The organism is Ureibacillus sp. 179-F W5.1 NHS, assembly GCF_045369345.1.
GTDB classification, from domain to species: Bacteria; Bacillota; Bacilli; order Bacillales_A; family Planococcaceae; genus Ureibacillus; species Ureibacillus halotolerans.
The window spans coordinates 1-19,739 of record NZ_JBIQFG010000019.1 but is presented as its reverse complement, the minus strand read 5'-3'; the positions used below and the strand labels follow the sequence as shown (position 1 = coordinate 19,739).

The window sequence follows — 19,739 nt, the reverse complement described above, 5'->3', positions numbered from 1 at the left end:
GAAACGGTGATATTTGGGAATTTCGGATATTTCCATTTAATTTTATTAGCCTTTCCATATATTTTCCTTTTATTTGGGTTTTCGTCTAAGGATAAGAGATTAAATAATTAAAGAATGAGACTAGGGCAAAATCCAAACCACCATTTTCTCGGGTAGAAAAAATGGTGGTTTTTTGTGGCTAAAAAAATGATTACTACCAAATTTTTATTTTAGATTTCGACTAGTTCTAGTCATCTCATTTTTTTATAGAGTAGATTCGTTTAATTTAAAGTAGTTCAAATTGAATAAAAGTAAAATATGAAAATAGTCTTATGGTCTAATTTGATAAATAAAGATACTGTTAATAATATACAATTCCAACAAATATTATTGCATTAAAGCAACTGAAAAGAAGGGTAATTAATATGAAAAAATTTTTAGCATTAACGAGTTTGGCGTTTTTATTAACAGGTTGTAGTCAATTTGTAGAAGGCGTTAAGGAAGGTGTCAATGAAGCGGCAGAGGCACAAGATTCAGAGCAAAAAATAAATGATTTAAAAGAACAGTTAAATAAGGAAATTCAAGTAGAGCCAGTCACTCTTCAAGAAAGTGAATACAATGAGTATATAACAGGAAAAATCGATACTTTGAAAAAAAATCAAGAAGTGATACTTGATGTGTTTAATAATAGTTCTACTATAGAAGATCCAATGTTAAAAATGGGTAATGCAGCGATTGAGAATATGAAAATTTCAAAGGAAATTCAAACTGCAACAGTGCCTGAAAAATATAAAGAAACTCATCAATACTTTGTGGATGCTACGAATAGTTATTTAGTGTATTTAGAAAAGTTAAAAGAAGGATTACTTGTAAACGAAGTAGATGTAAGTAGCGTACTTGATAAATATGAAGAAATGAATGATTTCTTAATGAAAGGTTTAACGATGCTAAACGATTTAGATCCAGAAGCGGTTGGGGATGGAACAATTACAACCGAAGATTTAGATGAATTGGATAGTTTAGCTGGTATTGACCATGATAGTGTAACACTAAATGTATCAAAGGATGGGAAAGAATTAATTGGGAAATGGTTATATGACGACAAGTCTGTAGCCATTGTATTAAATGCTGATGGTTCTTATGAAGGATATGGTAGAGGACTATATCCTAGTAAAGATAATGTAATGTTAGGAACATGGGAATATGATTTCAGAACACATCAATTACTCATCGAAAACAATGAAGTATATAAGGATGGAAAAAGTGTATCCGCAGGTAACAGAGCCAAACAGGAAATGGTTTTAACCTATTTTAAAGATGGTATTCTTCGCATGATGGATGCCCAGACGTTAGCGGAATTTAGTTTTGAAAAGCAAAAAGAGGAAAAAGAATAAATAAATCCAAATAAATGACAGTTAGACGTTTATCCAAAATGGATGAACGTCTTTTTTGTCTAATTTAAACGAAACCAATAAAGGACAAATCTATTATTTACCGAATGTTATATTTAATCACTTAATGTAAGGAGTGGTGATAGATGGTGAAATCACTTTTAAAAGGAATGGAAGGGGTTTTTATTCCCGTTAAGGATCCGAAATTTTCAGCGGCATGGTATAAAGAGATATTAGGTTTTGAGCTTGTGTATCTCGAAGAAGAGGCGGCGGTGATGAAGATTAGCGAACATTCACCTACTGTTGTTTGTCTAGTTAAAACTGCTAACCACAAGCCAATGAAGTTTCCAGAAAATCAATTTGGTGTAGGAAAATACTACAACTTCATTCCCCAAGATATCGAAGAAATGTACACATATTTAGTTGAAAAGAACGTCAAAGTAAATGAAATGGGTGGGGAAGGAACGACGAAATTTTTTACTTTCTATGATCCAGATCATAATCCTTTAGGTGTTTGCCAATAAGGAAGTTACTACATTACAGAAGGAAGGCCAAGATTTGATGACAACAATCATTAACCGTTTAAACCAAGTTCAGGAAGACGGTCATTTTTCCGGAACAGTTCTAGTAAAAAAAGAAGAAGAAATTTTAGCAATGGAAAGTTACGGATTTGCCAGTCGTTCTGAACAAATTGAAAACAAACCAGATACTCGATTCGGGATTGCATCGGGCTGTAAACTGTTTACTGCGGTCGCGATTTGTCAACTAGTGGAGGCAGGAAAACTTTCCTTTGAAACGAAGCTGCAGGAATGTTTAAAGTATTCTTTTATTCACTTCGATCAAGATATTACGGTTCATCATTTATTAACCCATACGGCTGGAATACCCGACTATTTTGATGAGGAAGTAATGGAAGATTTTGAAGAGTTATGGATTAAAAATCCGATGTACTTAATAAGGAATTTGGAAAATTTCTTACCGCTATTTCAAAATGAATCGATGAAATCGGGAGTAGGGGAAAAGTTCCACTATAACAACGCAGGATATATCTTACTGGGGCTTATTGTAGAACAAGTAAGCCAGCGTCCATTCTCTGAATATGTAAAGGAGAATATATTCAAAAGAGCGAATATGAAAGGCGCTGGTTATTTTGAAATGGATTCACTACCAGAAAAAACGGCTCTTGGGTATATTGATTTTCCAGATGGTACTTGGAAGACGAATATCTATTCATTACCAGTCAAAGGGGGGTCCGATGGAGGGGCCTTTGTGAGCGTAAAGGATATGTCAAATTTCTGGCATGCCCTGATGGATCATCAATTATTAAGGGATGAATACACTCGTAAACTACTTACACCTCACATTCAAGTAAATGAAAATAGTTATTACGGTTATGGTGTTTGGATTCAAAAAAAGGGAAATGAAATGTTCAAGTATCACATAATGGGATACGATCCGGGAGTAAGTTTTCACTCTGCCTTTTATCCTTCATTCTCCATCCAAACTGTCATTTGCTCGAACAAATCTGAAGGTGCTTTTGCCATGATGAAGGCAATTGAAGAGGAAATAGTTGCACAAAGATTAATTAAATAAGCAATAAATAGGCGTTTGTTCAAGGAGGATAAACGCCTTTATTTGTTAAAACTTTAATAATATTAAACTAAACTTGAATTTTATTAAAAATAATGTTTAAATAAAATTAAATAATGATGAAGGGGTGGTGTGATGGATAAGCACGATATTCCAAGTTGGTTATTATCTTTAGAGAAAGAAGACGTTGAATTTATTAAAAATTTCATATTAAATTCAGGTTCTTTAAAAGATATTGCAAGATACTACGAAGTTTCTTATCCGACGGTGAGAATTCGCCTGGATAAATTGATTGAAAAAATTAAAGTTAATGAAAGTACGGAAAATGAAGAATTCATTCGTTTTATTAAAAAACTATCCATCGATGATCGGATTAGTTTAGAAGATGCAAAATTAATCATTGAGAAATATAAAAAGGAGGTACAAAACAAATGAATGACTGGTATCGACTAGGCATCATTGTACTCGTATTTGCTGTTCAACATTTTTTATCGACTAGGAACGAGAGGTATTTAGGTTCTATTATACCGATTGCCTATTTCGTATTTTTATTATATATCCAAACAACTGGAATGGTTGACTGGTCTATTCTGAAACTCATTTTACTGATTATTGTAGGGGAAGCATTTTTAATTGGATATTGGATTAGTGGAAGAAAAATTGTTGCCAATAAAACGCAAAAAGAATTAGAAAAAATGAAAGCTCGTGAAATTTAACTACAGTGAAATAAGCCCTAGACCAAAATAATCTAGGGCTTATTTTATTATTTTGAGCCTTTAAAAAGAAAAGTAACTACGATTTTCGTTTCAGCCGAATTGGGCAAGTTTTGCAAAAGTGCCCTTTGTTTTCTGTTAAATAAGATAAACAGCAAGTTTTTCTATCTTGAGCAGGGCCCTCTAGGTTGCTTAGAGCCTCATCCGTACTTTTAAACTTTAGAAATGGATTATCTTTATAGCTGCCGAATAAAATCCCTTTCCCACGAGCAGCAATCCATTCAAAATCCTCTTTCATATCGAGATACCTAGCCGAATATTGATGGTCATCTAACAAGTTTTTATACATCCAAACAATGTATATATATATGTTTTCCCACATGATGATTTTTGATAGTTTTGTTGTCTGATGAAGTTGGTTAAATAAAACTTCGATATGGTTCGCAAATATGCCCGTTAAAATTTCATTTCTCCAATTCTCCCTGTCCTGTGGTGCCGGACTTAACTTTATATTGTTAAATTTGATTGAAGGCAGCCATAACGGATCCGATTCATCTAACGTTTGAATGGAAACGTTTTGAAAGGAAAAGTTGATTCGTTTGTTCAACACGCTCATTGAATATAGCGCGGCTAGGATTGCAAAACTATATCGTTTTACAAAAAGGGATGCAGCGACACCAAGGTTAGCAGCCTTTGTTTTTTCTTTGATCGCCGTTAAATAAAGATGAATTTGTGCTTCATCTAATAAATCACTTATTTGAATCGATAAAGGGGACGAATTCGTTAAGGAAGTGAAACGAAATTTTTCCTCAAGTATTTTTAATTCATCGGGAGAGAACGTGTTCAATAGAGTTTTTCACCCCATTCATATGTCGACCTTTCCCATATGGGACACACATAGGGGTACCAAATATAGGATCTGCCACTACTTCACAATCTAAATGAAATACACTTTTCACTAATTCCCGATCTACGATTTCTTCCGGCTTCCCTTGGGCAAATACCGCTTTATCTTTTACCGCAATGATGTTATGGGCATAGCGACAAGCTAAATTTAAGTCGTGTAATACCATGACAATCGTTCGTTTTTCTTTTTCGTTCAGTTCAAAAAGAAGATCTAAAACTTCAATTTGATGAGTTAAATCGAGATACGTTGTCGGTTCATCTAATAAAATTGTATTTGTATCTTGGGCAAGGGTCATAGCAATCCAAGCTCTTTGTCTTTGTCCACCAGATAAAGAATCCACTAAACGATCGGAAAGCTCTGTCATCCCTGTAGAATGTAGGGCATGACGGACAATTTCTTCATCCTTTGATGACCATTGTTGGTACCATTTTTGATATGGATAGCGTCCTTGTTTCACTAATTGTAAGACCGTTAACCCTTCTGGAGATACAGGTCCTTGGGGTAGCATCGCTAACTTTTTCGCTACTTCCTTTGTAGGCAGCTTCATCATCGCTTCTCCATCTAACAAAATAGCGCCACTTTGAGGCTTTAGTAATCTAGCCATTGAGCGAAGAAGGGTAGACTTCCCGCAACCATTACTTCCAATCAGAACGGTAATTTCACCATTTGGAATCGTAATGTTTAATTGGTCTAATATAATCTGTTCCCCGTAAGTTACCGTTAAATCTTTCGTTTCTAATACATGCATGATCGTTACTCCTTTTTAAGCATTTCGGTGTCTATATAAAAGATAGATAAAATAAGGCGCCCCTATCGTAGCGGTAAATACGCCAGCGGGAACTTCAATCGGTAAAAAGAGCGTTCTACCAATCGTATCAGCAAGTAACACTAAAATAGCTCCTATTATGGCGGAAAGAGGCAAAAGATTGCCAAAGGATGAACCGACTAATTTTCGAGCAATATGGGGTGCCATTAAACCGACAAACCCAATACCTCCTGCAAAGGCCACAGCACTTCCAATTAGAGCTGTACTTAGTAATAACAGCCCTAAACGCTGTCTTTCAATTTTTGTCCCAAGACCTAAAGCGATGTCTTCTCCAAGTTCTTGAATATTTAAATGTCTCGTCATCATAAACGTAATGATTAATAAGACAATGGTGATGGGCGCTAAAATTTGAACATTGTTCCAATTCGATCCATAAACGGAGCCGGTTATCCAGACATTCGCCTGACTTGCCTGAACAATCGGACCTAAAATCATAAATAAATTCGTTAACGCTTTTGTTAATGCCCATAAACCAATTCCGATTAGTACTAAACGGAAAGGGGATAGGCCGTTTTTCCATGCAAGGATATAAAGGAGAAAGGCAATAATCGTTGCTCCTATAAAGGCGGCAAGGGGCATCCAATGGATACTTACCGTTAAAACATTACTATCGTTACTAAAAAGTGCTAAAAATAACACGACCGCGACTGATGCTCCACCGGTAATGCCCGTTACATCCGGTGATGCTAATGGATTTCGAAGAATGGATTGTAAAATGGCTCCGGCTACTGCCAGACTAATCCCAACCAAAATGGATATTAAAATTCTTGGCATTCGAAAAGATTCAACGACCATCGATTCAAAACTATCACTATTCCCTAGAAGTATATTGAATACTTTCCAAGGAGAAAAATATTGCTCTCCCATACCAGCGCTTAAAAGGAAAAGAAAGCAAAGAAAAAGAAGGAAAGAGACATTATATTTAAATGCTTTATGATCCACTAAAAAAGAGAATTTCTCCCGAAAAGCTCTTACTGAAGTATATTTTTTCATGTTACTTTCCACCTTTTCTTGCAATGTAAATAAAGAATGGTATACCGACGAGTGCCGTCATAATACCAACGGGTACTTCTTCCGGCATCAGTACATATCGTGCACCGATATCCGCTATCACAAGGAAAATTCCTCCGACGATTGCGCAGTAAGGGATAATCCAACGATAATCAATTCCTACAACCGTTCTTACAATATGTGGTACGACAATACCGATAAATCCGATGGGACCAGCAATCGCAACAGAACCACCAGCAAGTAAAATAATCGCTAGCCCCGTTACTAACTTTACAAATCCTGTCCGTTGTCCTAATCCTTTCGCTACATCATCGCCCATCGTTAAAATATTTATCTTCGAAGCTATCACTAAAGCGATTACGACCCCAATGATGATATAGGGGAGTACGGATAGTAAAATGGCTAGTTCTCTCCCTTGAACAGAGCCAGACATCCAAAATAACATTTGATCCAAAGCCGATTCATCCATAACAAGTAGTCCTTGAGTTAACGAACCAAAAAGCGCTGCAATGGCGGCCCCGGAAAGGGTCATTTTAATAGGTGTCATGCCGTCCCGACCAACGGAGCCTAAAAAGTACACTAAGAGCCCTGCAATCATTGCGCCTAAAAAAGCAATCCAAGTTGTTGCTTGTAAAGAAGAGATAGAAAATAACATGAGTGCAACGACAATAAAAAAGCTCGCACCCGCGTTAAATCCTAAAATGTCTGGAGAAGCTAGAGGGTTTCTAGTTAAGGCTTGCAATAAAGCCCCAGCTATCGCCAAACTTGCCCCTACAACTGTCCCAATTAAAGCCCTCGGTAGTCGAACATCTTGAATAATGATATGTTCATTGGAGCCGTCAAAATGGCTAAAGGCATCGATTACTGTATGGAACGTTAAATCCGTATAGCCAAGAACTAGGCTTAGAAAATTTACGATTAGAAGTAAAATAACTCCTAATACTAATCCAGCTACTTTTCCATTTTTGCTATGAAGTTGCATATCGTTTTCTCCCTATGTATCTATTTATAATTTGAGAAATGGTCGAAAAAATAATAGTGATTATCATTTTCAATTACATATTGACAGAGATTATTTTATCCAATAGTATTCAGAATGTAAATGAAAATCATTCTCAAAAGGGGATAGAAAAATGATAAACTTTTTTAAGCATAGTAAACTTTTATTTTTTACTGCTTTACTATTTGTTGTCGTACTAAGTGGGTGCGGAAACAAGGCAGAAACTTCGAAGGAAGATAGTACATCTGATAAAGCATCAAGTACAGAAAGTTATACAGTTGAACACGCAATGGAGTCAACGGAAATAAAGAAAACACCTGAACGTGTGGTTATTTTAACAAACGAAGGAACAGAGGCTTTATTAGCTTTAGGCGTGAAACCAGTAGGAGCTGTAGAGTCTTGGACTGGCGATCCTTGGTATGACCATATTAAAGCGGATATGGAAGGGGTCACGAGTGTTGGTACGGAAGGTGAACCAAGTTTAGAAACGATTGCATCATTAAAGCCTGATTTAATTATCGGGAACAAAATGCGTCATGAAAAAATTTATGAACAGTTAAAATCGATTGCCCCAACAGTATTTGCTGAAGATCTTCGTGGAGATTGGAAGAAAAACTTTGAGCTTTACGCTAAAGCTGTGAACAAAGAAGAAGAAGGGAAAAAAGTAATTGGCGATTTTGATAACCGTATTGCGGATTTAAAAAGCAAATTAGGTGACCAATTACAAAAAGAAATATCGATTGTACGCTTTATGGCAGGAGATGTTCGAATCTATCATAAAGATACATTCTCTGGTGTGATATTAGATCAATTAGGATTTGCCCGTCCAGAATCACAAAATGTGGATGATTTTGCGGAAAAAAATGTAACAAAAGAACGTATACCTGCAATGGATGGAGATATGATTTTCTACTTCTCTTATGAAACAGGTGATGGTGAAGCTTCTAAACTAGAAGAAGAATGGGTGAATGATCCATTATTTAAAAACTTAAGTGCCGTTAAAGAAGGGAACATTCATAAAGTAAGTGATGAAATTTGGAATACAGCTGGAGGCGTCAAGGCTGCTAACTTAATGTTAGACGATATCGAAAAATTTTTCCTTGAAGGCAAATAAGCCTTAAAATCAAGTAAGGTATTTAGAACAAGTTCGTTCTAAATACTTTTTTGTTTTACTCAAGTTAGCCTTAACAAAGATTTTTCATGCAAAGGTAAAATCTAGTACAAGTAAAACATATATTTATTAAAAATTTTGAATTCATCTAGGAACTACTATTCATTCAATATCGTCCTATCATTATTAGCGATTTACTTAGTCGGGGACGGTTACTATTGGAAAGGTAATGGAATGAATAGAGCTTTCATCGCTGAGTTTTCCTTTTCGTAATAAGGGTATCACTATACAAAGAGGAGTGACAAGTAATGGAAGTATATGTTATTACTTTTATTGGATTAGCCCTTTTGTTTCTCTTTGTAACCTTCGGAGTTCAAATGGGCGTTGATAGTTCAAAACAAGTGAAGGCTTTAAAGACGGAATTGAAAAATATAAAAAAACAAATAAAAGAGTTAGAGGAAAAGCAAAAATAGATTGAGAAATAAAAAGTATTATTCCGCTAGAATGGAGCAGAATTCGTTTTTATAAATGCGAAAAGTAAAAGGAGCTTTTTTCATGGAAAGTCATATAATCGACCAAACAGAACGCATCAAGAAGTCATTGCGAAAATCGTGGTCTTTACAATCTAGTTCAAAATGGAGCGCGGATAATCCTGCAAAGGGCCAATGTGGAGTAACGGCATTAGTTGTACACGACATTTTAGGCGGGGAAATCAGAAAGACGAAACTACCAGATGGATGGCACTTTTATAATGTAATTAGCGGGGAACGTTTTGATTTTACAGCTTCACAATTTGAAGAAGACATCGTTTATACGGATGTTCTCTCGAACCGAGAGGAAGCCTATGCTGATACGAACGAATCACAGTACAGCTATTTAAAACAAACAGTATTCATGAACTTAAAGAATGAATCATAACCTAGGTGCTTTGCTTGAAACAGCAAGGCATTTTTTGTTCTCTTGTAATGAAAGGAAAAATGAAACAGTTAGAAGAAATAGTTATAAAGAGGAGGGAGATTAAATGGCTAATATTCAAATGATTGAGGTCAATACTGAAATGCTAGAAGGTATAGGAAGCTATTGTCTTAGAAGTAAGAAAAAATCACAAGGATACATAAATAAAAATAAATGGCTAAACAAACGATTTGAAGAAGGTTTGAAGTATATTCAATTACTAAAAAACAATAAACAAGTAGGGTTTATTGAATATACGGATGCAGAATTTTCTTCTCGAGTCGTTCACGCTGATGATTATTTAGTTATTCATTGTCTTTGGGTAAGTGAAACAGGTAAAGGTCACGGGGCTAAACTTATTAACAAATGCATTCAAGATGCAAAGAGTCGTTTGAAAAAAGGTGTCATAGTTGTAACAAACTCGGAAACTTCTTGGACACCAAGTAAAGAGATTTTTTTGAAAAACAACTTTAAGTTGGTAGATACAGCACCTTATCAATTTGAGTTGCTCGTCTATCGGTTTGAAAATAACACTTCTTTACCTACCTTTCCTACTAATTGGGAGAATCGCATACAACGATTTCAAGACCTTACAATACTCCGTTCTTTTCAATGTCCATATGTAGAAGTAGCAACAGAAAATCTAATTACCGCTGCAAATGAACTAGGATTGGATGTAAACGTAATTGATTTGAAAAATAGAGGTGAGTTAATGGAGTTATCCCCAACGCCATATGGTATTTTTTCCGTTGTCTTTAAGGGAACTCTTATTTCCTTTCATCGATTGACGATTCATTCGGTAATGAAGCGGTTAAAAGAGCTTATGGATTAAATTCATCTCATATACACTGGGACATTTGTATGGAATTTTATTTATTATGGAAAACGAAACTGTGATGAGCATATATCAAAGGATTTATGCTCTTTTTTGTTGAAAGGATTAGTAGAGTAACAATTCTACAAAACGGGGAGGAAATGTAATGATTATTAGACTCGCAGAAACAAAAGACATTGATCAACTAATTAAAATGAGATGGGATTTTACGATTGAGCACGATGAAAGTAAGAAAAATGCGTCTTTCGAGGATTTCGAAAAGGAATGTCATGCATTTTTAGAAATTGCCCTTCAAAGGGATAGGTGGTTTATTTGGATTGCTGAGGAAAATGGAAAAGTGGCATCCCATATATACATAGAGGTAATTCAAAAAGTACCAAGACCAGGTAGAGTAACCCGTCCATTTGCGTATATGACAAATGTTTATACCATTCCCGAGTATAGAAATAAGGGAGTAGGAAGTAACTTGCTAAGGTCAATAAATAACTGGGTGAAAGAAAATGAGTATGAATTTGTTATTGTATGGCCAAGTGATGAAGCCATTCACTTTTATCAGAAAAATGGTTACGTTCATTGCAAAGAGCCGATGGAGTTCTTCCCAAATTAAGTTAGGTTTGCTTTTGGAAATAAGAAGAGGGAGAAAATTAAAAAATACATGAAGGTTTGTGAAGAGAATCAAGGTCTATAGTATTTTATACCTAAAATAATACCTAAAAAAGGTCCTTTTTTATATCGAATCCAACGTTTATAATAGGTTGAACGAAGTGGTTTAGATAAGAAAAAGTACCTATTTTTAAGTCTTTCCACTCCTTATCATTCACAACTCTGTCATCGTTATCAGAGAAATAGAAAAAGAAAGTTGAGGGTTCATTTTGAAGTGGTTTAAAGACTTAAAAACAGCTACTAAATTGATTAGTACATTCATTATCATGAGTGTCGTTTTAGGTGCGGTAGGAATTTACAGTTTGATCAATTTAAGTAGCATGGATGAGAAAATAGGTTTTATGTATAACGAGCGGGTTATACCGATTAGCGATTTAGGTAGAGCAGAGACAGATTTCCAACGACTGCGAGTACTTATTCGTGACATGATGTTTACATCAACGACGCAAGAGAGAAAAGACGAAATCAATGAACAAGGTGTTCAAGCTATTGAAGAAATAGAAAGTAAGTTAGAGAAGTACAGTAATACCATTATTACCCCGGAAGAGCAGGCAATTCTTGACGAAATTTATCCTGCATTCGACGATTATTTATCCATTTATGATACAGCGTTAGAGTTTGCTTATGCTGGTGATGTTGAAAGTTATTTAGAAAAAGCACCTGAATTTGCGGAAGCGGGAGATAAAGTACAAGGATATCTTAAAGATCTTATTGATTTGAATATTCATTTAGCTGATACAACAAATATGGAGTCGAAAGAACTGTATAATTCTGCTACCATCATTACGATTATTGTGCTAATTCTTTCAGTTCTATTTGCAATTGGTTTAGGCGTTGTTATAGCTAGACTTATTTCGAAACCTTTAAAAGATGTCTCCGGTTTAGTTGCAGATGTTTCACAAGGGGACTTGACGAAAACAATCTCTATCAATACGAAAGATGAAGTTGGCGACTTAGCTCGTTCGATTAATCGTATGATCATCAGCTTACGTTCAACAGTTGAAGGAATTCTTTTATCTGCAGAAAATGTATCAGCATCTGCACAAGAAATTTCTGCTACAACGGAAGAAGTAGCGAGCAGTGCGTCTACTCAAGCAAATGATGCTCAAAAAATTACCGAATTATTTAAAGAGATTGCTAAAGGTGCTGACAGTCAAGCATACGATGCTCAAACAATAAAAGAATTGTTCGGAGAATTGAATAAAGCGATTGATTTGGTTGCGAATAATGCGAATGAAACAGCTACTTTAAGCGATCATTTATCGAAAGTAGCGTTCGATGGAACAAAAGTTGTGGAAGCATCGATTATAGGCATGGAGGATATTAGCCATCAAATGACATTGCTTGAAAAAGAGGCAAATCATATTGGCGATATTATTCAGGTGATTGATGATATTGCAAGCCAAACAAACTTGTTAGCCTTAAATGCAGCAATTGAAGCGGCTCGAGCAGGCGAGCACGGAAAAGGGTTTGCCGTTGTAGCTGAAGAAGTTCGTAAATTAGCAGAACAGTCTAGCGATGCGACGAAGGAAATTACCACAATTATTAAAGGGATTCAAAACAACACGTCTCAAAGTGTGCATGCTGTAGTTGAGGGAGTCAAATCAACAAAACGTACTGGACAAGCCTTTAATGAAATTACAGAGATGATGGCTAAAGCAAACGAAAAGACAATGGAAATTGCTTCTGCAAGTGTTCAACAATCTACACAATCTAACCATGTTATGAAGGCGATTGAGAGTATAGCATCAGCAAGTGCTCAACAATCTTCCCAATCAGCTAGTGTAATGCAAGCGGTAGAGAGTATTGCAGCGACAAGTGAAGAAGCCGCTGCAGCAAGTGAACAAACAGCAGCAACATCCCAGTCATTAGCAAACTTAGCTGAAAAATTAAATGAATCTGTCTCAATCTTTAAAATTCATAAATAGAAAAGGTTATTTACCATCCTATTAAACGAAATCGATAAAATGCTAAGGAAACAGAAAATTTCCTTAGCATTTTTTATTGACAGAAAAGTGGTATGCTGATATGATTATACACATAAGTATATAACCATAAAGCTTAAGGTGTCCATGAAAGGGTTTGAAATGATATTAAAATGTCGGAATTAAAAATGAAAAGTGGTGATAAGATTGGGCAGTTTATTAGATCAAGATAAACCAATTTATGTACAAATACGTGAAAAAATTGAAGATCAAATCGTGGACGAACAACTGAAAGAAGGAGAGCAAGCACCTTCTACAAACCAGCTTGTAAGTTTTTATAAAATCAATCATGCAACGGTATCGAAAGGGGTTAATCAACTAGTGGAAGAAGGCATTTTATTTAAAAAGAGAGGAATCGGCATGTTCGTAGCAGAAGGTGCAAGAGAAAAACTCATCCAAAAAAGAAAAGATGCTTTTTTAGATAATTTTGTTGTAGGTCTCGTTCAAGAAGCGAATAAGTTAGGCATAAGCGATCAGGAACTATTTGATTTAATTAAAAAATGTAAAGGAAGTGATGGGGAATGACCATACAAATTGATGTAAAAAATCTTTCTCTCCAATTTGGAAACCATTATGCGTTAAAAGATGTAAGCTTTCAGTTAAGTGACAATAAAATATACGGATTAATCGGGAGAAATGGTGCAGGTAAAACATCGCTATTATCCATACTAGCATCCTTTCGCGAACCGACTAATGGTACGTTAAAAATAAATGGGGAAGTTCCTTTTGAAAATGCGAAAATCATGCAACAAGTGAATTTCATCTTCAATAAAGACAATCAAGATGAAACAGAAAAATTGGAACGAATATTGGGAGATGTTCAGCGGTATCGACCAAATTTTGATATGGAATATGCCAATTACTTAGTGAAGAAATTCAACTTACCTGTTGATAAGCCCATTCGTAAGCTTTCTAAGGGAATGCAATCAGCGGTCAATGCCGTAATAGGTTTAGCTAGTCGTACACCGATTACGATTTTTGATGAAGTTTATAACGGGATGGATGCCCCAACTAGAGAAATCTTTTATCAAGAGTTGTTGGAAGACCAATCTGAGCATCCCCGTATCATCATCCTTTCGACACACCTTGTATCTGAAATGGATTATTTATTTGACGAAGTTTTGATTTTAAATAAAGGGCAACTTGTACTCCATGAAGATTATGAAACGGTTGTGACAAAAGGGGCTTCCATTACAGGGGCAAGTGAAGCTGTTGATGCCTTTACGCAATCTATGAACATATTAAATACGAAACAATTAGGGAATACAAAATCCGTTATGGTTTATGGGGAATTAAGTGATGCAGATCGCAAGCTCGCCCATCAAAATGGTTTGGAAGTTGGACCGATCTCACTACAAGACCTATTTATTCATTTAACAGAGGGGGAAGAATAAGATGCCACGAATTTATCCTAAAGTAGCAAAGGATATGTTTTTAGTCCAAGGATCATGGGCATTTGGCTTTATGGGGGTCATGCTCATTATTCAATTCGTGAAAATCATGTCATCGATATTGAGCGATGTTAAAATCGTATCTTCACTATTTAAAGAGAGTGGTGGCGTAAATACGTATTTCGATTCATTATTCATTGCTTCTAATATTTTTATGCTGGTCATTGGGATTATTTCCGCGGTGAGCGTACTATCCCATTATGTGAGCAATGGTGTTACAAGAAAAGATTATTTCAAGGGGACATTAATTGGCACGTTAGGCCTTGCGATTACGATTCCAGTTGCTGGTGCGATTATTTCCGCAGTAATAACTTTCATCGTGAACCTTTTGAACATTCCGGTAAATATGAATCCACTAGATGGATCGATGAACGAGACGGAAGGGCACCTTATTGCAGAATTAATTTTATCCATCATTTTCACACCGTATGAAGACCCTAGCTCTAGTTGGCTACTAGCTATCTTCATTTTCGCAATAAATATTTTCACTTATTATGTAGCGGGTTGGTTAATTGGCGCGGCCTTTAGTCGATTCGGTATATTCGGTATCGTATCAATTGTGCTAGCCTTTGTTTTAATTTATATTGAGGATATTTTAATATCCATTAGCTTAGGTTTACCAGTTCCAAGTTTTATAACAATAACAGAATTACCCCTCGCTTTTTCTGTAATCGGAACTTTCGTGTTAATTGCCATTTACTGTTGGTTAATTCGTCTAATGACGAAAAAAATAATTGTGAAATATTAGTTTAGTAGAGTTAATCCGGGAGGGTTAGCTCTTTTTTATTGGTCCTTATTTATCCGACGGTTATGTAATGTTACTGGGGGAGGAAAACTAAATTTATTTTACATCTGGCTTGTTTTTTTCTGCTCTTTCAAGTATTTCGAAAAGGTCTTTTACAATTTCCTTTCCTTGGATTTCATATTCCTTGCCGTTAAAATAAACGATACCGTTTTTGTTTATATAAATATGGTTTGATGTATTGTTGTAAATAAAGAAAACTGAATAACCTTCTGAAAAAGAAAAAGTCTCTTTATAATCAGGTATGCGTTTTACAGTTAGTTTTTCAATAGAATTTATAACAGTGGGGTGAAGGGGATGCTCTTCATCAATTATCGTAAAAGCCTTCAATATGTCTTCTTCACTTAAGTTAATAATGGTAATGTCATGTATTTCTTCACTTAGCTGATATGTATCAAAAAACGCCTCTACGAGTTTTTTTGTTCGGTATTCATTCCAATAAAATACGAGAATAATAACTAGAATTGTAACGAGGACAGTACGCTTAATCCATGTTTTTTTCATTAGAAAAGAGCCTTCCTTCAACAATTAAGATACTTAAGATTCTAACTTTTATGGAATTTTTAGTCAAAGACTTCTAGTTATAGAAATGACATTGGAATTTATTTAAACCGACTATCAGATACAAATAAATAATGATAAAAGAGGTGTATAGGTATGAATTGGAGAAATGGAATATTTGTTTTATTCAGTTTGATATTTATATCAGGTTGTCAAAGTGCAAATAAAATACCTGAATTTATTTCTTCTCCAGAGGATGTAGTAAATAAGCCTAATGGAATACAAAATATCGAGCGATTTGAACAATTTCTTAGCAACATGAAAGAAGGGAAAGAAGATGAAGTTCGAATCGTTCATTATACAATAGAAGGAGATCCCATTTTGCATGTTCTAGAGTATGATGGAGAAATCATTCATTCAACCTATGATACTCGGAGAGATAAGTATGGTCAAGGAAGCGTTAGCCAGACAACATGCAGTTCCATTGAGGAAATACAAACAGGAGAAGATACGGAATATAATTTAGAGGGGAGCGGAAATTCGGAAGTCAACATTATACTTACTGTACAGGAATAGTAAAAATGGATTTTCTCCCTTAATAAACGGAATAAAAACAATATAATGGACCCAATAAAAAAACCAAAACATTGTGGATGACGGTCGTTGTTCAAAAATACTTTTCATAGAAACAAATAGTCTTAACTCAATATCGTTAAAGCTTTTTCAAAATCCGAAATAAAAGGTGCATATATAAAAACGAAGAAGTTTTTTAGATTTGGACAATTATGTTCATGTTGCAATAAAAGCATGTATGGAAAAAAGTGACGGCTGAAATAATGCGGTCCTTTTTTGTTACTCAACAAAACCAGCTAATAGTTGTCAAGATTTTTCAATAAAAATATTAAAACCTACATGCTATACTAAAAAAAGGGTACACCAAATAAGCCTTCCTCTTTAAAATTGGAAGGTTTTGTTTTATGTGCTTAGATATACTTTTTAATCCTCGTTTTGGAAGGTTACTTTCCTTTTTAGTAGGGCATAAATCCAATGTAAAAGCTTATTAGCACAAGCAATTATTGCTACTCTAAAAGGTTTTCCTTCTTCGCGTTTTTTATCGTAGAACTCTCTTAATTTCTTGTTTCTAGGGAGTATTTCATCACTTGTTTTTTGCTTGCGTGCATCTCTTATACCGCATTGTACAGCCATAAACAATGCTTGCCTTAACCTGCTAGAACCTCTTTTGGTTATGCGATTTATGGAAGCAGTAAATCTACCTGAAGAGTAAACGCTAGGATCTATTCCAGCGAATGCTACTAGCTTTTTAGGATGATTAAACCGCTCTATCTCTCCAATTTCAGAGATGATTGTTGCCGCAATCTTTTCTCCAACACCAGGGATAGACTGGATTATCTCATATTCTTTAATTTCTTTAGCGAGGGCATCTATTTCTGCTGCTAACTTTGATAGATGCTCTTGATATTGAAGAACAATGTTAATAAACATTCTTAGGTTAAAGATATGGCTTTGGTACAAGTTGTTTTGAAATGGATTACGTAATGCAGCTTCTCTCAATTTAATTGCTTTTTCTTTTGCCCATTTTTCTGAACGGGTTGTACATAATTCCGCAATTTTATTAGTAAGATCTGATTCGCTAACACTTAAAACCTCTTTGGAGGTTGGGAAGATTGATAGAATCTGTAACGAAATTTTTGAATAGAGATTCCCAAAGACACCTCTATATTCAGGGAAAACCTGATCTAAAATGGATTGTAGCTGTAATTTTGTTTGTGCAGCTGTGCTTGATACTGTTTCTTGTTGTCTAGTGAGATTACGAAGATTTAAGAGTTGTATGCCTCTTTTCTTATATGGTTCTAACTCTTCCTTGTAATACAGCTCACATAGATGATAGGCATCAATGGCATCAGTCTTTACCTTGCGTAAATTTGTACTTCTAGCTCGATGAGAGACAAGTGGGTTTACAATAATATAGACGTATTGTTGCTCCTCCAAAAATTGAATGACAGGAATATGATATTGACCTGTAGATTCTAAAATAACCGAAGGTTGCTTACCATCAGCTAATTTCTCTATATCTCTTAGAAATTCTAATAAACTATCTAAACCTTCAAGAGTATGTTTAATACTAAAGCTCTTACGATATGGTTTGCCTTTATCTAAAAAGGCTTGCACCTGACTTTCTCCTTTTGAAACATCCAGACCTACGACTGGATTCATAATTAAATCTCCTCCTAAAGAAAACTAAATTCGTCGGTAACCCCTAAAGCTGCTTGTAATGTCATAGGTTCGCTTGTTAAACGGGATCCTTGTCCCAACCAGCTCGAAACATGTTTATACAAGTAGGGGGTGAACAGTTTTGTTGACGGGATTAAGTCCCACGGGCCAGACGTTCTACCCCGACTACCGTTATAATAAGACCTAAACGAAAAAGGTCAACCAGAAAAATCTGGCTAACCTCATATTACGATCGGGCCATATTGTTGAATAACATTTTTTCTGGGTGAGTGTTAGAAAAGATGCAGATTTATAACGATAAGAGATTTGCTATACAAGTTTTTATGCAAATTAAAGAACAAGCCCAGCAAGTATAAACACCGTTCCATCAACGGTTTTCCTCATCTGTATAAAATGCTGCATAACCAATGTTCATACAAAAATGCACGAAACGTTGATTTAACAACGTTCGTGCATTTTTAATGTGGCCCCAAACTTTCATTTGGGAACTTTTTTTGTATGCACTTGAATGAAGCGTAAAACTACTCTTTTATTTAATCAATGAGATAGCTGCCAATTCTGGATACCTTTTATTAATTAGTCAGAGATAGTTACTAATTCAGAAAGTTTCTTAGCTACATCTTCAAGCGAATCTTCCGCAGTATCTAAACCACTTCTAGATGCTAATAAAGGACTTACATCTCGAAGTGCATCATAAGTTGTACCATGAACAATTGGAATTAAACGGTCTGTAGCAAGTAATACAGACAGTTCCTTATCTGCAATACCCTCTTTTGTTAAACGATTTAGGAATGATGGAGTTACTAATACGATTCCAACTTTTGAAGCTGCAAGCCCTTTATCAATAGCTCGTAATAATGGCGCACCTAGCAAGACATCTTTTTCACTAAACCATACTGATACACCTAAAGACTCAAGTAAATCATGTAAATCTTTAGCCGATTCTTTCCTATCGTCCCAAGCATGACAAAGAAAAACATCTCTTAAATCTGGCTTAGCAACAGTTATTTCCTCAACTTTGTTACGAATTGGTGTAAGAGTTCTAATTTCTGCTGAAGTGTAAATTACAGAAGAAGTAGATTTTGACCATCTCGGTTTAGAACTACGACTCGAACTCCCACCTGAACCCCCACTATTTGTACTTCTCGTATCATAATATGACGGAGAAGAATAAGATGGAGAAGAATACCTACCATAACCGCCTCTACTACTACATGCTGGACAATTTGCTGCAGCACTTGCTGAATTATGCCCTCTTACTGGAGCTGTACATCTAACCATTCGTTTTCTTTTCCCCCTAGACTTGTTATTTTCCAAATACTAGCCAAAATATATCACAATCATATTTAATCGTGTCTGTCGCTATCTAACCGTTCCTAAGCTACCATTTGGGGACTTATTTGATATCAAATTTAATTCTTCTTACTACCATAAATTAAAATCTACTTTACTCGTTTTAATCTAGGCTTACTTTTTCTGACTTCTCTTGAATCTATTTCTTTGAATGCTTCTTTGACTGTTGCTTTAGCTGTTGCTGCAGCAACATTTGTAACTATTCTTCCAATAAAATTTTCCCATCCACCACTTTTTTAATTATATGCAGTTGAGCTGCACCACCAGAAATCCACTTTCCTGTTTTTTCGTTATAAATTTTCCCCTTCATTATTAAAATCTCCCCTTTCAAAAGCTAATCCGTCGGAAAGCATTTGCCCATCGAGATACGTTTACAAGTTTAGAAGAAGCTCAGGCCTATCTAACAGAAATCAT

General features: G+C 35.3%; 22 protein-coding genes. 15 read left to right on the top strand and 7 right to left on the bottom strand.

Annotated features, from left to right (window positions below; all coding sequences use genetic code 11):
* The first annotated feature begins 404 nt into the window (after window positions 1-404).
* From ACH0B5_RS10055 to ACH0B5_RS10035, 5 genes are all read left to right on the top strand, one after another.
* The gene (locus ACH0B5_RS10055; RefSeq protein ID WP_122973011.1) at window positions 405-1,373 is read left to right on the top strand and encodes a DUF3994 domain-containing protein; all 969 of its coding nucleotides are present in this window, start codon (window positions 405-407) and stop codon (window positions 1,371-1,373) included.
* Window positions 1,374-1,516: 143 nt separating this feature from the next.
* A complete protein-coding gene (locus tag ACH0B5_RS10050) occupies window positions 1,517-1,894 on the top strand; it encodes a VOC family protein (RefSeq protein WP_122973012.1) in 378 nt (125 codons plus the stop codon).
* Between the two features lie 34 nt (window positions 1,895-1,928).
* Window positions 1,929-2,963, top strand: coding sequence for a serine hydrolase domain-containing protein (locus ACH0B5_RS10045; RefSeq protein WP_122973013.1), 1,035 nt, complete (start codon window positions 1,929-1,931; stop codon window positions 2,961-2,963).
* A gap of 132 nt (window positions 2,964-3,095) precedes the next feature.
* A complete protein-coding gene (locus ACH0B5_RS10040; RefSeq protein ID WP_122973014.1) occupies window positions 3,096-3,395 on the top strand; it encodes a DUF2089 family protein in 300 nt (99 codons plus the stop codon).
* Complete coding sequence (locus tag ACH0B5_RS10035; protein ID WP_341361610.1) at window positions 3,392-3,676, top strand: hypothetical protein; 285 nt, start codon at window positions 3,392-3,394, stop codon at window positions 3,674-3,676. Before ACH0B5_RS10040 ends, ACH0B5_RS10035 begins: the two co-directional genes overlap by 4 nt.
* Before the next feature lie 76 nt (window positions 3,677-3,752).
* Here the strand turns inward: ACH0B5_RS10035 and ACH0B5_RS10030 are convergent, their stop codons facing one another.
* The 4 genes from ACH0B5_RS10030 to ACH0B5_RS10015 are packed head-to-tail and all read right to left on the bottom strand — an operon-like array spanning window position 3,753 to window position 7,399.
* On the bottom strand, window positions 3,753-4,520 hold the full coding sequence (locus ACH0B5_RS10030) for an IucA/IucC family C-terminal-domain containing protein (protein ID WP_341361611.1): 768 nt from the start codon (window positions 4,518-4,520) through the stop codon (window positions 3,753-3,755).
* The gene (locus ACH0B5_RS10025) at window positions 4,498-5,328 is read right to left on the bottom strand and encodes an ABC transporter ATP-binding protein (RefSeq protein WP_341361612.1); all 831 of its coding nucleotides are present in this window, start codon (window positions 5,326-5,328) and stop codon (window positions 4,498-4,500) included. The genes ACH0B5_RS10030 and ACH0B5_RS10025 overlap by 23 nt, the downstream gene beginning before the upstream one ends.
* A 15-nt stretch (window positions 5,329-5,343) precedes the next feature.
* Entirely contained in the window at window positions 5,344-6,399 is a 1,056-nt protein-coding gene (locus ACH0B5_RS10020) for a FecCD family ABC transporter permease (protein ID WP_122973017.1), read from the bottom strand.
* Window position 6,400: 1 nt separating this feature from the next.
* Entirely contained in the window at window positions 6,401-7,399 is a 999-nt protein-coding gene (locus ACH0B5_RS10015; RefSeq protein WP_406927782.1) for a FecCD family ABC transporter permease, read from the bottom strand.
* 151 nt (window positions 7,400-7,550) lie between these two features.
* Between ACH0B5_RS10015 and ACH0B5_RS10010 the strand changes: the two genes are divergently transcribed.
* From ACH0B5_RS10010 to ACH0B5_RS09970, 9 genes are all read left to right on the top strand, one after another.
* Entirely contained in the window at window positions 7,551-8,531 is a 981-nt protein-coding gene (locus tag ACH0B5_RS10010) for an ABC transporter substrate-binding protein (protein WP_406927781.1), read from the top strand.
* Between the two features lie 305 nt (window positions 8,532-8,836).
* A complete protein-coding gene (locus ACH0B5_RS10005) occupies window positions 8,837-9,001 on the top strand; it encodes a DUF5320 domain-containing protein (protein ID WP_158599721.1) in 165 nt (54 codons plus the stop codon).
* Between the two features lie 82 nt (window positions 9,002-9,083).
* A complete protein-coding gene (locus ACH0B5_RS10000) occupies window positions 9,084-9,446 on the top strand; it encodes a YunG family protein (protein ID WP_122973020.1) in 363 nt (120 codons plus the stop codon).
* Between the two features lie 103 nt (window positions 9,447-9,549).
* Entirely contained in the window at window positions 9,550-10,314 is a 765-nt protein-coding gene (locus ACH0B5_RS09995) for a GNAT family N-acetyltransferase (protein WP_122973021.1), read from the top strand.
* Window positions 10,315-10,462: 148 nt separating this feature from the next.
* Window positions 10,463-10,924 (top strand): GNAT family N-acetyltransferase, encoded by a 462-nt coding sequence (locus ACH0B5_RS09990; protein ID WP_341361616.1) that lies wholly within the window; start codon window positions 10,463-10,465, stop codon window positions 10,922-10,924.
* A 265-nt stretch (window positions 10,925-11,189) separates the two neighbouring features.
* On the top strand, window positions 11,190-12,908 hold the full coding sequence (locus ACH0B5_RS09985; protein WP_341361617.1) for a methyl-accepting chemotaxis protein: 1,719 nt from the start codon (window positions 11,190-11,192) through the stop codon (window positions 12,906-12,908).
* Window positions 12,909-13,112: 204 nt separating this feature from the next.
* On the top strand, window positions 13,113-13,490 hold the full coding sequence (locus tag ACH0B5_RS09980) for a GntR family transcriptional regulator (RefSeq protein ID WP_191706498.1): 378 nt from the start codon (window positions 13,113-13,115) through the stop codon (window positions 13,488-13,490).
* Complete coding sequence (locus ACH0B5_RS09975; RefSeq protein WP_341361618.1) at window positions 13,487-14,359, top strand: ATP-binding cassette domain-containing protein; 873 nt, start codon at window positions 13,487-13,489, stop codon at window positions 14,357-14,359. Before ACH0B5_RS09980 ends, ACH0B5_RS09975 begins: the two co-directional genes overlap by 4 nt.
* A 1-nt stretch (window position 14,360) precedes the next feature.
* Window positions 14,361-15,164 (top strand): hypothetical protein, encoded by an 804-nt coding sequence (locus ACH0B5_RS09970; RefSeq protein WP_341361619.1) that lies wholly within the window; start codon window positions 14,361-14,363, stop codon window positions 15,162-15,164.
* Between the two features lie 93 nt (window positions 15,165-15,257).
* Here the strand turns inward: ACH0B5_RS09970 and ACH0B5_RS09965 are convergent, their stop codons facing one another.
* Window positions 15,258-15,722, bottom strand: coding sequence for a hypothetical protein (locus tag ACH0B5_RS09965; RefSeq protein WP_122973027.1), 465 nt, complete (start codon window positions 15,720-15,722; stop codon window positions 15,258-15,260).
* Between the two features lie 153 nt (window positions 15,723-15,875).
* On the opposite strand from ACH0B5_RS09965, the gene ACH0B5_RS09960 reads away from it, so the two are divergent.
* Entirely contained in the window at window positions 15,876-16,295 is a 420-nt protein-coding gene (locus tag ACH0B5_RS09960; protein WP_406927780.1) for a DUF4362 domain-containing protein, read from the top strand.
* Window positions 16,296-16,715: 420 nt separating this feature from the next.
* Here ACH0B5_RS09960 and ACH0B5_RS09955 read toward each other — a convergent pair whose 3' ends face one another.
* Together ACH0B5_RS09955 and ACH0B5_RS09950 are read right to left on the bottom strand one after the other, a co-directional pair.
* The gene (locus tag ACH0B5_RS09955) at window positions 16,716-17,954 is read right to left on the bottom strand and encodes an IS110 family RNA-guided transposase (protein WP_191709098.1); all 1,239 of its coding nucleotides are present in this window, start codon (window positions 17,952-17,954) and stop codon (window positions 16,716-16,718) included.
* A 594-nt stretch (window positions 17,955-18,548) separates the two neighbouring features.
* Entirely contained in the window at window positions 18,549-19,253 is a 705-nt protein-coding gene (locus ACH0B5_RS09950) for a toll/interleukin-1 receptor domain-containing protein (protein ID WP_122973747.1), read from the bottom strand.
* Window positions 19,254-19,739: the final 486 nt, after the last annotated feature.